Genomic DNA, 15,701 nt, shown 5'->3' on the forward strand with positions numbered 1-15,701 from the left:
ATGATGTCGCCGGGAGCTTTCGTGCCGCAATCTTCCTCTCTGCTGTCCGTCGCCGGCCGTGCGGCTATCCCGCGCGGCGTCTGGGTGCTGGGCTGCGTCAGCCTGCTGATGGACGTGTCGTCCGAGCTGGCCCATAGCCTGCTGCCGCTGTTTCTGGCCGGCACCCTGGGCGTGCCCGTGCTGGCCATCGGCCTGATCGAGGGCGTGGCCGAGGCCACCGCGCTGATCTGCAAGGTGTTCTCCGGCGCGCTCAGCGACTGGCTGGGCAAACGCAAGCCGCTGGTCTTGCTGGGCTACGGCCTGGCGGCTTTCTCCAAGCCGCTTTTCCCTCTTGCCGACTCCGCCTCCACCGTGCTGTTCGCGCGCTTTGTCGACCGCGTCGGCAAGGGCGTGCGCGGCGCGCCGCGCGACGCGCTGATCGCCGACATCACGCCGCCGGCCATCCGCGGCGCGGCCTTCGGCCTGCGCCAGAGCATGGACACCGTCGGCGCGGTGCTGGGCCCGCTGCTGGCGATCGCGCTGATGTTTGTTTACCGCGACGACATCCGCAGCGCGCTGTGGTGGTCGTTGCCGCCGGCTTTGCTGGCGGTGGCCGCCATTTGGCTGTGGGTGCGGGAGCCGGCGGAACATGGCGAGAAAAGAGAGCGCGCGCCCATGCTCAACCGGGCGGCGCTGTCGCGATTTTCCGCAGGTTTCTGGGGCATAACCGCGCTGGGCGCGGTGTTCACGCTGGCGCGCTTCAGCGAGGCCTTCCTGGTGCTGCGCGGCGCCCAGTTGGGCTTGCCGCTGGCTTGGGCGCCGCTGGTGATGGTGGCGATGTCGGCCAGCTACGCGCTCAGCGCTTACCCCTTGGGCTGGCTGTCGGACCGCGTCAGCCGCGCGCGGCTGCTGCAGTTGTCGCTGCTGTTGCTGATCGCGGCGGACCTGGCTTTGGGCGCGGCCTCGGGTCCGGCGCTGTTGCTGGCCGGCGCGCTGTTGTGGGGCCTGCATCTGGGCTGCAGCCAGGGTTTGCTGTCGGCGCTGGTGGCGCAGACCGCGCCGGCGGGCCTGGCCGGATCGGCATTCGGCCTGTTCAATCTGGTCTGCGGCCTGGCGACCTTGCTGGCCAGCGTGGTGGCCGGCGCCTTGTGGCAAGAATGGGGTGCGGCGGCGACTTTCCATGGCGGCGCGGTATTCGCGGCGGCGGCGTGGCTGCTTGGCCTGGTTTTGCGTCCGCTGCGACAGTTCTGACAGATGGTGTCTTGACTGTGCGCAGATTGCCTGTTTTTTAAGCACACAGGCTGGCGAGTTGGTGGTAAAGTAAATGTAAAGTTATTTGCTTATATCAATTTGTTATGTGTCGGCGGAGTGAGCATGTCTGAACGTGAAGTTAGGTTGTGGCCGGAGTTCGTCAAGGCCCTGAAACAGGAAGTGGTGCCGGCCCTGGGCTGTACCGAGCCGATTTCGCTGGCGCTGGCCGCCGCGCTGGCGACGCGCGAGCTGGGCAAGCCGCCGGAGCGCATCGACGCCTGGGTATCGGCCAACCTGATGAAGAACGGCATGGGCGTGACTGTGCCCGGCACCGGCACCGTCGGCCTGCCTATCGCCGCCGCGGTCGGCGCGCTGGGCGGCGACCCGGACGGCAAGCTGGAAGTGTTGAAGAGCCTGACCGTCGAGCAGGTGGCCGCCGGCAAGCAGATGCTGGCCGACGGCAAAGTGAAGCTGGGCGTGGCGGCGGTGCCCAACATCCTGTACGCCGAAGCCTGTGTCTGGCACGGCGACGAGTGCGCCCGCGTCGCCATCGCCGACGCCCACACCAATGTGATCAGGATCGAGCGCAACGGCGAGGTGAAGCTGAAGCGCGAAGCCGCCGACGCCAAGCCGGTGGAAAGCTACGAGCTGGGCGACGCCACCGCGCGCGACGTCTATGAGTTCGCGCTACGCGCGCCGCTGGACAGCATCGCCTTCATCCACGACGCGGCGGTGCTGAACAGCGCGCTGGCCGACGAAGGCATGAGCGGCAAGTACGGCCTGCACATCGGCGCCACGCTGCAGCGGCAGATCGAGGCCGGGCTGCTGTCGGAAGGCCTGCTGTCCAACATCCTCACCCGCACCACCGCCGCGTCCGACGCGCGGATGGGCGGCGCCACGCTGCCGGCGATGAGCAATTCCGGCTCCGGCAACCAGGGCATCGCCGCGACGATGCCGGTGGTGGTGGTGGCCGAGCATGTCAAGGCAGACCAAGAAACGCTGATCCGCGCGCTGGCGCTGTCGCACCTGATCGCCGTTTACATCCACACCCGCTTGCCCAAGCTGTCGGCGTTGTGCGCGGTCACCACCGCGTCTATGGGCGCGGCGGCCGGCATGGCCCTGCTGCTGAACGGCGGTTATCCGGCGGTCAGCATGGCGATTTCCAGCATGATCGGCGACCTGGCCGGCATGATCTGCGACGGCGCGTCCAACAGCTGCGCGATGAAGGTCTCCACCTCGGCCGGTTCCGGCTTCAAGGCTGTGCTGATGGCGCTGGACGGCACCCGCGTCACCGGCAACGAGGGCATCGTCGCCCATGATGTCGACGTATCCATCGCCAACCTGGGCAAGCTGGCTACCCAGGGCATGGCGCAGACTGACACCCAGATCCTGCAGATCATGATGGACAAGCGCTGAGCGCGGTTCACCACGATGCGACAAGCCCGGCAGCGCCGGGCTTTTTTCTTGCCGCGCGGCGGGTTTCAACGGGAAGCCAGGTATTGCGCCGGCGGCGCGCCCAGCGCGCGGCGGAACATGGCGATGAAGTTGCTGGGCGAGGCGTAGCCCAGCGCGTCCGACACCTGGGCGACGGTTTTGCCCGACGCCAGCTGCTCCATCGCCTATACCAGTTGCGCTTGTTGCCGCCAGCGCGAAAAGCTCATGCCGGTGTCGGCTTGGATCAGCCGGCGCAAGCTGCGGCCGGACAGCGCGCCGAGGCTGGCCCATTCATCGGTGGAACGGTCGGCGGCGGGGGCGGCCAGGATGGCGGCGGCGATGCGGCGCAGCCGCGGGTCGGCCGGCATCGGCAGGTGCAGTTCCTGCCGCGGCGCCTGGCGGATTTCGTCGACGATGACGTCGATGATGCGCTGCTGCTCCGGCGATGGCGGAGCGGCAGGATGCCAGCAGGCGGCCAGCCGCACCAGCGCCTGCAGCAACGGCAGGACGGCCAGACATATCCGGCGGCGCTGGCGGTGGCGGCGGACGGCCTGCATTCGGCCTTGCGCCGGCAATGGCTGCCGCTGGCGGAACCGCCGGCGACCGGCGCGCTGAATCTGTACGGCAAAGCGCGGATGGCTTGCGCCGATGATTTCGACGCCGATCTGCTGCGCGGGCCGACCATCGTTTTCGCCGACGGCTGCACGCTGGTGGTCGAGCCGATGCGCTTTCGCGCGCCAATGCCGGCGTGCCGGCCGAGTCCGGTCGACGATTATATCTACTGGGCGCTGTTCGGGCGGGAAGCCAGCCTAGGCGGCCGTCTGCCGCCGGACGAGGGCGCGGCGGCGTTGCGGGAGCGTGTCAGAGCGGCGGCGCGCGGCTGGCATCCCAGCTTGCGCGCCTTGCTGGAGCGCACCGACGCGACAGCCATCATCGGGCGGGAAGTGCGGATGGCAGAGCGCGTGCCGGCTTGGCCGTCCGGCCGGCTGACGGTGCTGGGCGACGCCATCCACGCGATGAGTCCGGCCGGCGGCGTCGGCGCCAACACCGCGCTGGCCGACGCCGCCATGCTGGCGCAATGCCTGGCCGAAGGCGATATCGGGCGGGCGGTAGTCCGCTACGAAGCCGACATGCGCCAGCGCGCCGAGCGAGCGCTGGCGCTGACGCGGGCCGGCGCCGAACGGCTGCTGCGGCGCGCCTGAGCCGCGGGTTGGCTTATTCCTGCACCGCCGGGCTCAGCGCCTGGCGCACGCTCTTCTCGCCCAGCGCCGGCGCGCACAGTTCGATGAAGCGGTAGGCGTAGCTGCGCAGGTAATGGCCGCGGCGGATGGCGATGCGGCTGGTCTGCTGGCCGAACAGCGGCTCGCCGTCCACCACCTTGACGCCGTGGTCGCGCTGCGGGTCCACCGCCATCGAGGCGACGATGCCGACGCCCAGCTCCAGTTCGACATAGGTCTTGATCACGTCGGCGTCCAGCGCCGCCATCACGATGTCGGGCGCGAGGCCGGCTTCGGCGAAGGCATTGTCGATGCGGGCGCGGCCGGTGAAACCGTGGTGGTAGGTGACGATAGGGTATTCGGCCAGCGTCTCCAGCGTCAGCGCCTGCCGGTGCAGCGGGTGCTCGGGCGGCGCGATCACGCAGTGGTTCCAGCTGTAGTAGGGGAAGGACACCAGTTCCGGCACCTCGGTCACCGCCTCGGTGGCGATGCCGATGTCCGCTTCGCCGGCCAGCAGCAGCCGCACCAGCTCGTCCGGGCTGGCCTGGTGCAGCACCAGGTGCACGCGCGGGAAGGCGCGCTTGAAGGCGGTCACCACCTGCGGCAGCGCGTAGCGCGCCTGGGTGTGGGTGGTGGCGATGGTCAGCTGGCCTTCGTCGCGCAGGCTGAACTGCTCGGCCAGCCGCTTGATGTTGCCGGCGTCCAGCAGCATGCGCTCGACGATGGTCAGCAGTTCCTTGCCGGGGTCGGTCAGGCCGAGGAAGCGCTTGCCCTTGCGGATGAACAGCTCCACGCCCAGTTCGTCCTCCAGGTCCTTGATGTGCTTGCTGACGCCGGACTGCGAAGTGAACAGCGCGTTGGCTACCTCGGTCAGGTTGAAGCCCTGGCGCACGGTTTCGCGGATGATGCGCAGTTGCTGGAAGTTCATGCTTCACCTGCCTGTGTCGGGGTGGCGAAAACCCTGGCGCCGCGCGCCTGCAGCCGCACCGGCTGCCCGACGGCGATTTCCGCCAGCAGCGGGTCGTCGGCCGGCAGCTCGGCGTCGAACTGCTGGCCGGTCAGCTCGCCGCGGCCCTCCAGCTCGATCCGCGACAGCGCACCCAGCGTCAGGATGCGTTGCACCTCGGCCGGCAAGCCGGCGCCGTCCGCGCCGGGCAGGATGGCCAATTCGTGCGGGCGCACGAAAGCCTGGACCGCCTGTCCGGGCGCCAGCTGGTGCTCGGCCTCCAGCAGCGATGCGCCCACCGCGATGCCGCCGGCTTGGCTGCGGCCGGCGAAGCGGTTGGCGCTGCCGAGAAAGCCATAGACGAAGGCGCTGGCCGGCGCGCGGTACACCTCGTCCGGCGCGCCGATCTGCTCCACCTTGCCGTGGTTCATCAATACCACCCGGTCAGCCACTTCCAGCGCCTCTTCCTGATCGTGGGTGACGAAGATGGAGGTGATGTGCAATTCATCGTGCAGCTTGCGCAGCCAGCGGCGCAGCTCCTTGCGCACCTTGGCGTCCAGCGCGCCGAACGGCTCGTCCAGCAGCAGCACGCGCGGCTCCACCGCCAGCGCGCGGGCCAGGGCGATGCGCTGGCGCTGGCCGCCGGACAGCTGGGCGGGGAAACGGTCGGCCAGCCAATCCAGCTGCACCAGCTCCAGCAGCTCATGCACCTTGCGGGCGATGTCGGCTTCGGACGGGCGCTCGCGCCGCGGCTTCATCCTCAGGCCGAAGGCGACGTTGTCGAACACGCTCATGTGGCGGAACAGCGCGTAGTGCTGGAACACGAAGCCCACCTGGCGTTCGCGCACATGGGTGGCGGAGGCGTCGGCGCCGTCCAGCAACACCTGGCCGGCGTCGGCCTGCTCCAGGCCGGCGATGATGCGCAGCAGCGTGGTTTTGCCGCAGCCGGACGGGCCCAGCAGCGCCACCAGCTCGCCGCCGGGGAAGTGCAGGCTGACATCGTCCAGCGCGGTGAAGGCGCCGAAGGCCTTGCGGATATGGTTTACCTGTATGCTCATCTCAGTTTTCCTTGACGCTGCGCCATTCCACCCAGCTTTTCAGCGCCAGCGTGATCAGGGCCAGCATGGCCAGCAAGGACGCCACGGCGAAGGCGGCGGCGAAGTTGTATTCGTTGTACAGAATTTCCACGTGCAGCGGCAGGGTGTTGGTTTCGCCGCGGATGTGGCCGGACACCACCGACACCGCGCCGAACTCGCCCATCGCGCGGGCATTGCTCAGAATGATGCCGTATAGCAGCGCCCAGCGCACATTCGGCAGGGTGACATGCCACAGCACCTGCCAGCCGCGCGCACCCAGCACCACCGCGGCTTCCTCTTCCTCGCGGCCTTGCGCTTCCAGCAGCGGGATCAGTTCGCGGGCGACGAAGGGCACGGTGACGAACAGCGTGGCCAGCACGATGCCGGGCACCGAGAAGATCACCTTCAGCCCGTATTCGGCCAGCCAGCTTCCCAGCCAGCCGTGGTTGCCGAACACCAGGACGAAAACCAGGCCGGCCACCACCGGCGACACCGAGAACGGCAGGTCGATCAGCGTGATCAGCCATTGTTTGCCGCGGAAGTCGAAGCGGGTGACCGCCCAGGCCGCGGCCACGCCGAACACCAGGTTGAGCGGCACCGCTATCAATGCCGCCAGCAGGGTGAGGCGCACCGCCGACAGGGCGTCGGGCTCGGCCAGCGCGGTCAGGTAGGTGCTCCAGCCTTTGGACAGCGCCTCGGCGAACACCACGAACAACGGCAGCAGCAGGAAGACGGCGAAGAAGCCCAGCGCCAGCGTCAGGATCACGTATTTGACGGCGCGCGATTCGCGGGTGGCGGCGCGGGACTCCAACTGCGCGGCCTTGTCGGACGCCGCGCGCGGATGCGGGATGGCGGCGCTCATCGGCTGCCTCCCGCGCGGCCATGGCGGCGCGCGCTCCAGAACTGCAGGCCGTTGATCGCCAGCAGCAGCAGGAAGGACGCCGCCAGCATCACCGAGGCGATGGCGGTGGCGCCGGCGTAGTCGAACTGCTCCAGCTTGCTGATGATCATCAGTGGCGTGATTTCCGACACCATGGGGATGTTGCCGGCGATGAAGATCACCGAGCCGTATTCGCCGACCGCGCGGGCGAAGGCCAGCGCGAAGCCGGTGAGCAGCGCCGGCTGCAGCGCCGGCAGGATCACGTGGCGGAACACTTGCCAGCGGCGCGCGCCCAGGCAGGCGGCGGCTTCTTCCAGTTCGGTCTCCAGGTCTTCCAGCACCGGCTGCACGGTGCGCACCACGAAGGGCAGGCCGATGAAGACCAGCGCCACCAGCACGCCCAGCGGGCCGAAGGCCACCTTGACGCCCAGCGGCTCCAGGTATTGCCCCAGCCAGCCGTTGCCGGCGTACAGCGCGGTCAGCGCGATGCCGGCCACTGCGGTGGGCAGCGCGAACGGCAAGTCCACCAGCGCGTCGACCAGCCGCTTGCCGGGAAAGCGGTAGCGCGCCAGCGACCAGGCCAGCAGCAGGCCGAACACGCTGTTGACGGCGGCGGCCAGCAAGGCCATGCCGAAGCTCAGCCGGTAGGACGCCAGCACCCGGGGGGCGGTGGCCGCCTGCCAGAAGCTGTCCCAGGGCTGGCTGCCGGCGCGCAGGATGACGGCGGAAAGCGGAATCAGCACCAGCAGCGACAGGTAGCTCAACGTGAAGCCCAGCGACAGGCCGAAGCCGGGCAAAACGCGCGGCGGCCGGGCGGCGGGAAGAAGGGCGGGACTGGCTGGCATGGCGGATTCCGGTTCATATAACCGGATGAACGATATCTTCGCCAGTCTTATTCTGAAAATAAGTATTTATTCAATGCTTATTCAATATTATGCAAAGAGGAGCGGCGGCCAAACAAAACCGCCCGGCGCGGGCGGCGGGCGGTTGCGGAAGAGCGCGCGGTTTCAGCGGGCGATGATCTGGTCGAACACGCCGCCGTCGGCGAAGTGGACCTTCTGCGCCTTCTGCCAGCCGCCGAAGGTCTGGTCTATGGTGAACAGCTTCACCTTGCTGAACTGGCCGGCGTACTTGGCCGCCACCTGCGGGTCGCGGGGGCGGTAGTAGTGTTTGGCGGCCAGGTTCTGGCCTTCCGGGCTGTACAGGTATTTCAGGTAGGCTTCCGCCGCCTTGCGGGTGCCGCGCTTGTCCACCACCTTGTCCACCACGCTGACCGGCGGCTCGGCCAGGATGGAGAGGGATGGGGTGACGATGTCGAATTTGTCCGGGCCAAGCTCGCGGGTGGCGAGATAGGCCTCGTTTTCCCACGACAGCAGCACGTCGCCGATGCCGCGCTGGGTGAAGGTGATCAGCGAGCCGCGCGCGCCGGAGTCCAGCACCTTGACGTTGCCGTACAGTTTCTTGACGAAGTCCTTGGCCTTGGCGTCGTTGCCGCCCGGTTGCTTCAGCGCGTAGCCCCAGGCCGCCAGGTAGTTCCAGCGCGCGCCGCCGCCGGTTTTCGGGTTCGGCGTCACCACTTCCACGCCGGGCTTCACCAAGTCGTTCCAGTCCTTGATGCGCTTGGGATTGCCCTTGCGCACCAGGAACACGATGGTGGACGAATACGGCGACGCGTTGTTGGGCAGCCGCTGCTGCCAGTTGGGGGCGATGGACTTGGCCTGGCTGGAGATTTCGTCGATGTCGTAGGCCAGCGCCAGCGTCACCACGTCCGCGTCCAGCCCGTCTATCACCGAGCGCGCCTGCTTGCCGGAGCCGCCGTGCGACTGCTTGATGGTGACGGTTTCGCCGGTCTTGGCCTTCCAGTACTTGGCGAACGAGGCGTTGAATTCCTGGTACAGCTCGCGCGTCGGATCGTAGGAGACGTTGAGCAGGGTGACGTCGGCAAAAGCGGAGGCGCTGCCGGCGAACAGCAGGGCAAGGGCGAGTTGGTGCAAGGGGCGCAGGCGCATGGCGGTTCCTGTATGGACTTTTTGAATGATCGCCACACTGTGGGGCCGGGCCGGGCGGGCGGGAACCAAGAAAATCTGCAATGGATATGAGAATTCCAGAAAAGGCGGGCATTTCTGTAAAGCTGATAGCCTTATCAGGAAACAATATATTCCAGCGTCAAGTCCGGGCCTATATTAGCGCCAGTCCAACTCATCCGGGTCCGGCCATGAAACGATTCAAGCCCGCCAAGCAGCTTCCCCCAGGTTTTTCCCCCGCCGTCCTCGCTGCCTGCCAGCAGTTCTTGCAGCAGGAGGGGGTGGAGGCCAGGCTGCAGTGGAACGAGCAGGAAGTGTTCGCCAGCTTCGACGGCTGGTGGTTGAGCAGCAGTTTCTTTCCTCAGGCGCGCCTGCGCGACGATCGCTGTCAATTGCTGCAATATGCCGCCAGGCTGCGTATTTTCGGCCAGTTTGGCCAGGCTTTGCCGGCCAATTGGCTGTTTGCGATGAATTACGCGGAAAGCAAGGCGGTGGCCTTGCTCAAGCTGATCCGCACCCTGCACCTGGTCAACCATCTGGGCCGCAACGGCCGCCACCTGCCGCTGCGCATAGACGTGGACCCGCGCATCTGCCACGCCTACAGCGACCGCATCGTCGATTTCACCGCGCGCCTGCTGGAGGTGCTGGAGTTTCCCGCCCGCCAGGCGCCGCTGCTGCTGTTTCTCAATGACAAGACCAGCGAGTTGGGCTTGTCCTTGCTGCGGCGCTACCGCCAGCTGGGCCATCGGGTGGGCCTGGGCGATTTCGGCGAATGCGGCGAGGACCTGCTGCGGTTGTGGCGGCTGGAGCCGGATTTCCTGTCGCTGGCGCCGCGCTTCATGAGCCGGGCCATCATGTATCCGCAAGTGCGCGACCGCCTGCTGCAACTAGTGCCGCAGCTGGTGGAGCAGGGCTACGCGCTGGCGGTGGAGGACATCGTCTGTCAGAACATGCTGGGCCTGGCGCAGCAGATGGGCGCCGAGCATCTGTCCGGCCCGCTGCTGTCGGAACGGCTGCGGCGGCAGAAAGCCGCGCAGCTGATGGATTTGAATGTCATTAACGCTTAGACTGTCGCGATTCCAAACCAATTTCACGGCGCCCTGGCTGGGCGGCGTGAACCTAGGGGGCAATCGTGGGGAAGTCATTGGCAGGTTTTTTTGCCGCGGCGTGCTTGTCCGGCTGCGTGATCGGCAACACCGACGGCTACCGCGACGCGGCGCAATTGCAAAAAACGGCAGATCAGGCGTTGAAGACGTGCGGCGCGGGCAAGGTCAAGTCGGTCAGCGCTGGCAGCTTCGCCTGCGTGGCCGCTGGCGAGCAGAACTAGCATGGCGGGCGCGACTGACAGCCGCGTGGCGGTGCGTTTGTTGAACGCCGCCGATGCCGAAGCCTACCGCGCGGTGCGCATCGCGGCGGCCACTCACGATCCGGCGGCCATCCATGCCGACGCGGCTGAAATCGCCGCTTTGTCCGATAGCGAGATCGCCGGCCAGATCACGGCTGGCGACACGCAGCGGGCGGTGGGCGCTTTCATCGGCGGCGAGCTGGCCGGCGTCGCCGCCCTGCGGCGCGACGGCCGCGCCAAGATCCGCCACCGCGCCACGGTGCAGGGCGTGTTCACCCTGCCGGCGCATCGCGGCCAGGGCGTCGCGCGCGCGTTGCTGCAGGCGTTGCTGGACGAGGCGGCGACGCTGCCGGGGCTGCTGTCGCTGGAGCTGGCGGTGCATGCGGAAAACGCGCCGGCCAAGGCCTTGTACCAGGCGTTCGGCTTCCGCCGCGTGGGCCTGATTCCCGGCGCGGTCATGCTCGATGGCCGCTGTCTGGACGAAGTGCTGATGCAGCGTCCGCTGGTTTTCTCATCGTCCGCCGCCGCGCCGGCTTCCATTCCGAACCGCGATGATTACGCCTTGATCGAGGCCGCGCCGGATGTCGACACCTATCGCCGCCTGCGCGCCGAGTCCGGCCTCAGCCCCAAGACCGAGGAAGCCGCCCGGCTCGGCCTGGCCGGCACCGCGTATGCGGTGCAAGTGCGGTGTGGCGAGGAGGTGGTTGGCATGGGCCGGCTGATAGGCGACGGCGGCAGCTTCTACCAAGTGGTGGACATCGCGGTGCTGCCGGCGCATCAGGGGCGGGGGCTGGGCAAGCGCATCATGGCGGCCATCCGCGGCCACATCGACCGCGAATTGCCGGTCAGCGCCTACATCAGCCTGATCGCCGACGGCGACGCCAAGCATTTGTATGCGCAGTTCGGGTTTGAGCCGACCGCGCCGCGTTCGGAAGGCATGGCGCTGTTCAAGCGCTGACCCCGCCGCCTGCGGGCGGCATTGTTCTTTGGGAAAGGCCGATTCGATGACGCAATCGAAGTGACGCCGGCGATGTTCGACGCGATGGAGGCGCAGTTCGAGCCGGCCACCGCAGACGAGTTGAACCAGGCTGCGGCGGTCGCCACCTCTTAGTCGGCAGACCGCATGCCCTGGTAGCCCAGGCGCGCCGCCGCTCGGATCCAGCCTTGCAGCGCCGCGTCGACGCCGGGCGCGGCCAGTCCCAGCACTCTTTGCCGCAGCGGCTCGGCAATGGCCATCGCCAGCAGCAGCTCGGCGCAGCTCGCCGGATGATCCACGCGCAGCTGGCCGCGGCGCTGGCGTTCGGCCAGCCAGTCGGCCAGCAGCGCCGCGCTGCGGCGGATGCCGTGTTGAGCGTACGATTCCAGCGCCTGCTCGCGGCCGGGGAAGTCGTTGCTCAGCAGTTTGAACATGCCTACCGCCTCCGCCGACAGCACCCGTTCGGCGATGGCCAGCAGCAGCGCTTCCAGCGCATGCGGCAAATCCTTTCCCTCGTCCTCCGGCGTTTCCACCGCGCGGGCCAGTCCGGCAGTCCAGTCGTCGACGATGGCCGCCAGCAGTTGTTCCCGATTGTCGGCGAAACGGTACACCGTCTTTTTGGCCACCCCGGCGCGTTTGGCCACCGCCTCTATGCTCAATGCCGGATAGCCATCGTTCAGCAGCAGCGCGGTCGCGGCCTGCAATACCTGATGGCGCAGCGTCTCTGCGGACAAGGCGGGGCGGCCGCGCGGACGGGCGGGGGCGCGGGGGGGGGAATCAAGCGGACTTGACATGGGTTCTCATGTTGTTTGAATATGGAAACGTTAACCGTTTCTTAATTGATCGCGCATTCGCGCGGCCAGAACGGTCAAACAGCGAGGAGTGTACTGTGAACGCCCAGAATCGGATATCCAGTCATGACGAACTACTGTCATCGCGGCCGCTGCCTTTGGAAACCGGCATCCGCCGGCTGGACGACGGCCGGCTGCTGGTGGCGGTGAGAACCGAGCTGCCGGGCTGCGCCGGCAGGATGCTGGAGTGGTGGTTCAAGTTTTTCGAGACCACCCAGCATATTCGCTGGTGGCATCCGCACGACCATCTCCGGATGCATGGCTGGGACGGGCGCTGGAAACGAGGCGAGTCCTACATCGGCGCCTGCGTGCGCGCGGAAGAGTCGCTGGGCGACTTTCCGCCGGTCACGGCGACGCTGAAGTTTCACGAGTCGGAAGATTTTTTCTCGCCCGACGCGCTGGCGCAGGCCAGGCGCGAGCAGAGGGTGTCCGGAGTGGTGTGCGCCCGCATCGCCTTCGGCGACGAGCCCCGTTTGGCGGCCGATGGCGACCCGCTGGACGGCGAGATGATCCACCTGGCGCGCGACAAGCCGCAGGGCGCGGTGCTGCGCAGCCGCTTCGTGCTGGGCGGAGAAGCGCCGGTGCCGGACGAGTTGGGCCTGGGGCTGATGCAGCATTGCTACAACGAGTTCAGCAGCCTGGCGCGTTTCCTGCCTTCGCTGTACTACGGCGAGCACGCCAACGGCGAGAAGGGGCCGCTGGCGTGGTGAAGAGGCGTTCTGCCTTGCCGCTGCGGCTCGCTAATCCAAGTGCGATATGGGCGTGGCTGGTTTTTTCTATTCTTGTGGCCATCCGGCATGCCACGGCGTAACCGTGTTTAGGGTGACGGGTGTTGCTCAGATGCCGGCAAGTGGTTTTTTTTTGGATGGTTTGCTCTGGCGGCAGAACATAGAATATCCCCAGGCGATTTTATAGCCGGTTTTTGAATAAAGAGAAGAAACCGAATGGCCGTCGCATGCAGGAATGCCGATGGCCATTTTTATTTGGATAGGCGTGAAATGGAATCGAAAAAATTAGTGTGCGGCGTGATGGCGCTGGTTATCGCGGCGTCCTCGATGAGCGGCTGCTCAAGCGCGAAGAAACCGCGCAAAAATAAATACCTTGCGCAAGCCAGCAGCGCGGCTGCAATCAAGAATATCGACATCTACTACCATAAAGCGGATTACGGCGTAATGGACCTGGGCGGTTCGAGTGGATTGCAAGTGGGAGGTTTGTTCGGCGTAGTAGGCTTGCTGGCGTCTTTGGGAGCCGAGGCAGCCAGCAGGGCGACGGCGAAGGACAGAACCGTCGCGCGCAGCGAGGAGTTTTCCAAACTGATGAACAGTTTGGATGGCGATAACGATATCGATTTGGCGCAGGCGAAAAAACTGGCGGACATGCTCACAGCCTCCGGGCGCACCGTGAGGCTGGTGGAGATCAAGCGGCCGCAGGCCGAAAGATTGTTGCTCGACCAAACGCCGAATCTGCCGGATAGCGATGAGAACGCCGTGTTGGTGTTGCGGACGACTTTGGGCTATGGAGCGGAGTCCGCCACCGCCTCATACAAGTCGATAGTGGTGACCGAGTATGTGTTGCAGAAGATAAACGGCGAAGTGGTGCATCGTGGGAAGCAAACGATTCACGACGATGGCCAGACTTATATGACGTTTTCGGGTTTGAAGGAGGCCTACGTGGAAACCCATCAGGCGCTGGGAAAAGATGCGCAGGCGATCGCCGACAGAATCTTTGCCGCGGTGGTGAAGTAAAGCGTGAAGAAGCCGGCCCGCGGCCGGCTTCCATCCCTGGGTTCTAGCATTGGCTCACGATGATGGCGGGGCGCCGAGGCGGGCTAGGCATGGCCGCCATGCCGGATTTGCGCATGCCTCAGCCATGTGAGGGATCAGAATACTCTTAGGCCGCCGTTCCACACCTTTCGCACCAGCGGCACGTCGCCGCGCACGGTCATCGCCACCAGGTCGGCGCGCTGGCCGACGGCGATGTCGCCGCGATCGTTCAAACCTACCGAGCGCGCCGGGTTGAGGCTGACGGTGGCGACGGCGCGCGGCAGGCCCCAGCCTGCTTGCGAGTGCAGCAGCCAGGCGCCGTGCAGCAGGCTGGTCGGCACGTAGTCGGACGACAGGATATCCAGCAGGCCGGCCCGCGCCAGCTCCAACGCCGCCACATTGCCGGAGTGGGAGCCGCCGCGCACCACATTGGGCGCGCCCATCACCGTTTGCAGTCCATGCGCGCGGGCGGCTTGGGCCGCTTCCAATGTGGTGGGAAATTCCGAGATCGCCACGCCGTCGCGCAGCGCTTCGTCTATGTGGGCGGCGTCGGTGTCGTCATGGCTGGCCAGCGCGATGCCGCGCGCCTTTGCCATTTCCACCACCGCCTGCTTGTGGCGGCTGGCGAACTCGGCCTGCTTGGCCTTGCGCTCTTCCACGGCGGCGAGGAAGGTGTCCTCGTTCCAGCCTACTTTTTTCTTGCCGTAGTACTTCTTGTATTGTTCCAGGTCGCGGTACTGGCGCTGGCCCGGCGTGTGGTCCATCACCGACACCAGCTTCACCGCCGGATGGGCGATCAGCGGTTCCAGTTCGGCCAGCAGGCCCGGATAGGCCAGCTCGCAGCGCAAGTGGAAGAAGTGCTCGGCCCGCAGCGCGCCTTCGTCCATGCCCTGGTTGATGGCGGCGAAGGCGCTGTGCAGCGTGTCCAGCCGCACGCTGTCGCCTTCCAGATCGCCCACCGACAGCGCGTCCAGCACCGTGGTGATGCCGGCGGCCACGCATTGGGCGTCGTGGGTGATGACGGCTGGCAGGGTAGGCCACAGCACGCCGTTGCGCGGCATCAGGTGTTTTTCCAGATTGTCGGTGTGGATCTCCACCAAGCCAGGCAGCAGCAGCGCGCCGGCCAGGTCTTCGCCTTCGGGCAGCGGTTGTTCGTGGATGGCGGCGATCAAACCGTTCTCGATCTCCAGCGCTCCGTTTTCGATCACGCGGTCGGCCAGCACGATGCGGGCGTGGTTCAGTACTTGTTTCATGCTGCGGTTTCCGTTTGTTGCGCCAGCGGTACCTGGAACACGCGGCTGGCGATGGCGTCGCGGGTGGGGGCGTCGTGGAAGATGCCGACCAAGGCCGCGCCGCGGGCCAGCGCCTCGCGCATCAATTGTACGACCACGTCGCGGTTGGCGGCGTCGAGGGATGCCGTCGGCTCGTCCAGCAGCAGTATCGGCCGCGGCGCGATCATGCCGCGCGCGATGTTGACGCGCTGCTGCTCGCCGCCGGAGAAGGTGGCTGGCGGCAGGCTCCACAAGCGCTCTGCGATGTTCAGCCGCGCCAGCCATTCGCCGGCCGCCAGCCGCGCCTCGGCGTCGGCGGCGCCCCATTCGCGCAGCGGCTCGGCGACGATGTCCAGCGCCGATACCCGCGGGATCACCCGCAAAAACTGGCTGACATAGCCCAAGGTGTGGTGGCGCACGGCGGCGATCTCATGTGGCAGCGCGCGGGCCATGTCGACCCATGCGCCCTGGTGGAACACGCCGATGCGGCCGCCATCGACCAGATAGTTGGCGTACAGCGCCTTCAAGAGCGTGCTTTTGCCGGCGCCGGACGGGCCGGCAAGCGCCACGCATTCGCCGGCGGCCGCTTGCAGCGAAACGTCGGTCAGCACCGGCAGCCGCAGCCCGCCTTGCTGGTGCAGCGTGAAGGTCTTGCTCAGGTTTTGCGCGTCTATCAATAGATTCATGA

At 66.7% G+C, this 15,701-nt stretch carries 19 protein-coding genes; 9 read left to right on the forward strand and 10 right to left on the reverse strand.

Annotated features, from left to right (window positions below; translation table 11 throughout):
- Positions 1-21 precede the first annotated feature (21 nt).
- A complete protein-coding gene (locus MY55_RS05520) occupies positions 22-1,230 on the forward strand; it encodes an MFS transporter (protein ID WP_230623407.1) in 1,209 nt (402 codons plus the stop codon).
- Positions 1,231-1,353: 123 nt separating this feature from the next.
- Positions 1,354-2,646: an L-cysteine desulfidase family protein gene (locus MY55_RS05525; RefSeq protein ID WP_043577646.1), complete on the forward strand. Its 1,293-nt coding sequence runs from the start codon at positions 1,354-1,356 to the stop codon at positions 2,644-2,646.
- Positions 2,647-2,711: 65 nt separating this feature from the next.
- Here MY55_RS05525 and MY55_RS24045 read toward each other — a convergent pair whose 3' ends face one another.
- Entirely contained in the window at positions 2,712-2,846 is a 135-nt protein-coding gene (locus MY55_RS24045) for a helix-turn-helix domain-containing protein (RefSeq protein WP_080509542.1), read from the reverse strand.
- Positions 2,847-2,849: 3 nt separating this feature from the next.
- Positions 2,850-3,149 carry a helix-turn-helix transcriptional regulator gene (locus tag MY55_RS24050; protein WP_208856023.1) on the reverse strand — a complete coding sequence of 100 codons (300 nt, stop codon included), beginning with the start codon at positions 3,147-3,149 and terminating at the stop codon, positions 2,850-2,852.
- On the opposite strand from MY55_RS24050, the gene MY55_RS05535 reads away from it, so the two are divergent.
- Positions 3,126-3,866 (forward strand): FAD-dependent monooxygenase, encoded by a 741-nt coding sequence (locus MY55_RS05535; protein ID WP_157889265.1) that lies wholly within the window; start codon positions 3,126-3,128, stop codon positions 3,864-3,866. The genes MY55_RS24050 and MY55_RS05535 overlap by 24 nt on opposite strands.
- 13 nt (positions 3,867-3,879) lie before the next feature.
- On the opposite strand, the gene MY55_RS05540 is transcribed toward MY55_RS05535, so the two are convergent.
- The 5 genes from MY55_RS05540 to MY55_RS05560 all read right to left on the reverse strand — a co-directional run bounded on the left by MY55_RS05540 (position 3,880) and on the right by MY55_RS05560 (position 8,792).
- Positions 3,880-4,809, reverse strand: coding sequence for a CysB family HTH-type transcriptional regulator (locus MY55_RS05540; RefSeq protein WP_047236811.1), 930 nt, complete (start codon positions 4,807-4,809; stop codon positions 3,880-3,882).
- The gene (locus MY55_RS05545; RefSeq protein WP_043577641.1) at positions 4,806-5,885 is read right to left on the reverse strand and encodes a sulfate/molybdate ABC transporter ATP-binding protein; all 1,080 of its coding nucleotides are present in this window, start codon (positions 5,883-5,885) and stop codon (positions 4,806-4,808) included. The genes MY55_RS05540 and MY55_RS05545 overlap by 4 nt, the downstream gene beginning before the upstream one ends.
- A gap of 1 nt (position 5,886) precedes the next feature.
- Positions 5,887-6,765: a sulfate ABC transporter permease subunit CysW gene (gene cysW / locus MY55_RS05550; RefSeq protein WP_043577638.1), complete on the reverse strand. Its 879-nt coding sequence runs from the start codon at positions 6,763-6,765 to the stop codon at positions 5,887-5,889.
- Complete coding sequence (gene cysT, locus MY55_RS05555; RefSeq protein ID WP_047243576.1) at positions 6,762-7,628, reverse strand: sulfate ABC transporter permease subunit CysT; 867 nt, start codon at positions 7,626-7,628, stop codon at positions 6,762-6,764. The genes cysW and cysT overlap by 4 nt, the downstream gene beginning before the upstream one ends.
- 162 nt (positions 7,629-7,790) lie before the next feature.
- A complete protein-coding gene (locus tag MY55_RS05560; protein ID WP_047236813.1) occupies positions 7,791-8,792 on the reverse strand; it encodes a sulfate ABC transporter substrate-binding protein in 1,002 nt (333 codons plus the stop codon).
- 206 nt (positions 8,793-8,998) lie between these two features.
- Between MY55_RS05560 and MY55_RS05565 the strand changes: the two genes are divergently transcribed.
- From MY55_RS05565 to MY55_RS24420, 4 genes are all read left to right on the forward strand, one after another.
- Complete coding sequence (locus tag MY55_RS05565; protein ID WP_157889266.1) at positions 8,999-9,874, forward strand: EAL domain-containing protein; 876 nt, start codon at positions 8,999-9,001, stop codon at positions 9,872-9,874.
- Between the two features lie 77 nt (positions 9,875-9,951).
- Positions 9,952-10,134: a hypothetical protein gene (locus tag MY55_RS23315; RefSeq protein ID WP_146008472.1), complete on the forward strand. Its 183-nt coding sequence runs from the start codon at positions 9,952-9,954 to the stop codon at positions 10,132-10,134.
- 1 nt (position 10,135) lies between these two features.
- Positions 10,136-11,110, forward strand: coding sequence for a GNAT family N-acetyltransferase (locus MY55_RS22550; RefSeq protein WP_080770276.1), 975 nt, complete (start codon positions 10,136-10,138; stop codon positions 11,108-11,110).
- 21 nt (positions 11,111-11,131) lie between these two features.
- Positions 11,132-11,263, forward strand: coding sequence for a hypothetical protein (locus MY55_RS24420; protein WP_255361891.1), 132 nt, complete (start codon positions 11,132-11,134; stop codon positions 11,261-11,263).
- Here the strand turns inward: MY55_RS24420 and MY55_RS05575 are convergent.
- The gene (locus tag MY55_RS05575) at positions 11,260-11,922 is read right to left on the reverse strand and encodes a TetR/AcrR family transcriptional regulator (RefSeq protein WP_047236815.1); all 663 of its coding nucleotides are present in this window, start codon (positions 11,920-11,922) and stop codon (positions 11,260-11,262) included. The genes MY55_RS24420 and MY55_RS05575 overlap by 4 nt on opposite strands.
- A 95-nt stretch (positions 11,923-12,017) precedes the next feature.
- Between MY55_RS05575 and MY55_RS05580 the strand changes: the two genes are divergently transcribed.
- On the forward strand, positions 12,018-12,689 hold the full coding sequence (locus MY55_RS05580; RefSeq protein WP_065202074.1) for a DAPG hydrolase family protein: 672 nt from the start codon (positions 12,018-12,020) through the stop codon (positions 12,687-12,689).
- 234 nt (positions 12,690-12,923) lie between these two features.
- The gene (locus MY55_RS05585) at positions 12,924-13,724 is read left to right on the forward strand and encodes a hypothetical protein (RefSeq protein WP_155419290.1); all 801 of its coding nucleotides are present in this window, start codon (positions 12,924-12,926) and stop codon (positions 13,722-13,724) included.
- A 134-nt stretch (positions 13,725-13,858) separates the two neighbouring features.
- Here the strand turns inward: MY55_RS05585 and MY55_RS05590 are convergent, their stop codons facing one another.
- Entirely contained in the window at positions 13,859-14,995 is a 1,137-nt protein-coding gene (locus tag MY55_RS05590; RefSeq protein WP_065202075.1) for an alpha-D-ribose 1-methylphosphonate 5-triphosphate diphosphatase, read from the reverse strand.
- Positions 14,992-15,699, reverse strand: a complete 708-nt coding sequence (gene phnL / locus MY55_RS05595) for a phosphonate C-P lyase system protein PhnL (RefSeq protein WP_065202076.1) — start codon at positions 15,697-15,699, stop codon at positions 14,992-14,994. Before phnL ends, MY55_RS05590 begins: the two co-directional genes overlap by 4 nt.
- Between the last annotated feature and the right edge of the window lie 2 nt (positions 15,700-15,701).

It is taken from the genome of Chromobacterium subtsugae (genome assembly GCF_001676875.1).
GTDB classification, from domain to species: Bacteria; Pseudomonadota; Gammaproteobacteria; order Burkholderiales; family Chromobacteriaceae; genus Chromobacterium; species Chromobacterium subtsugae.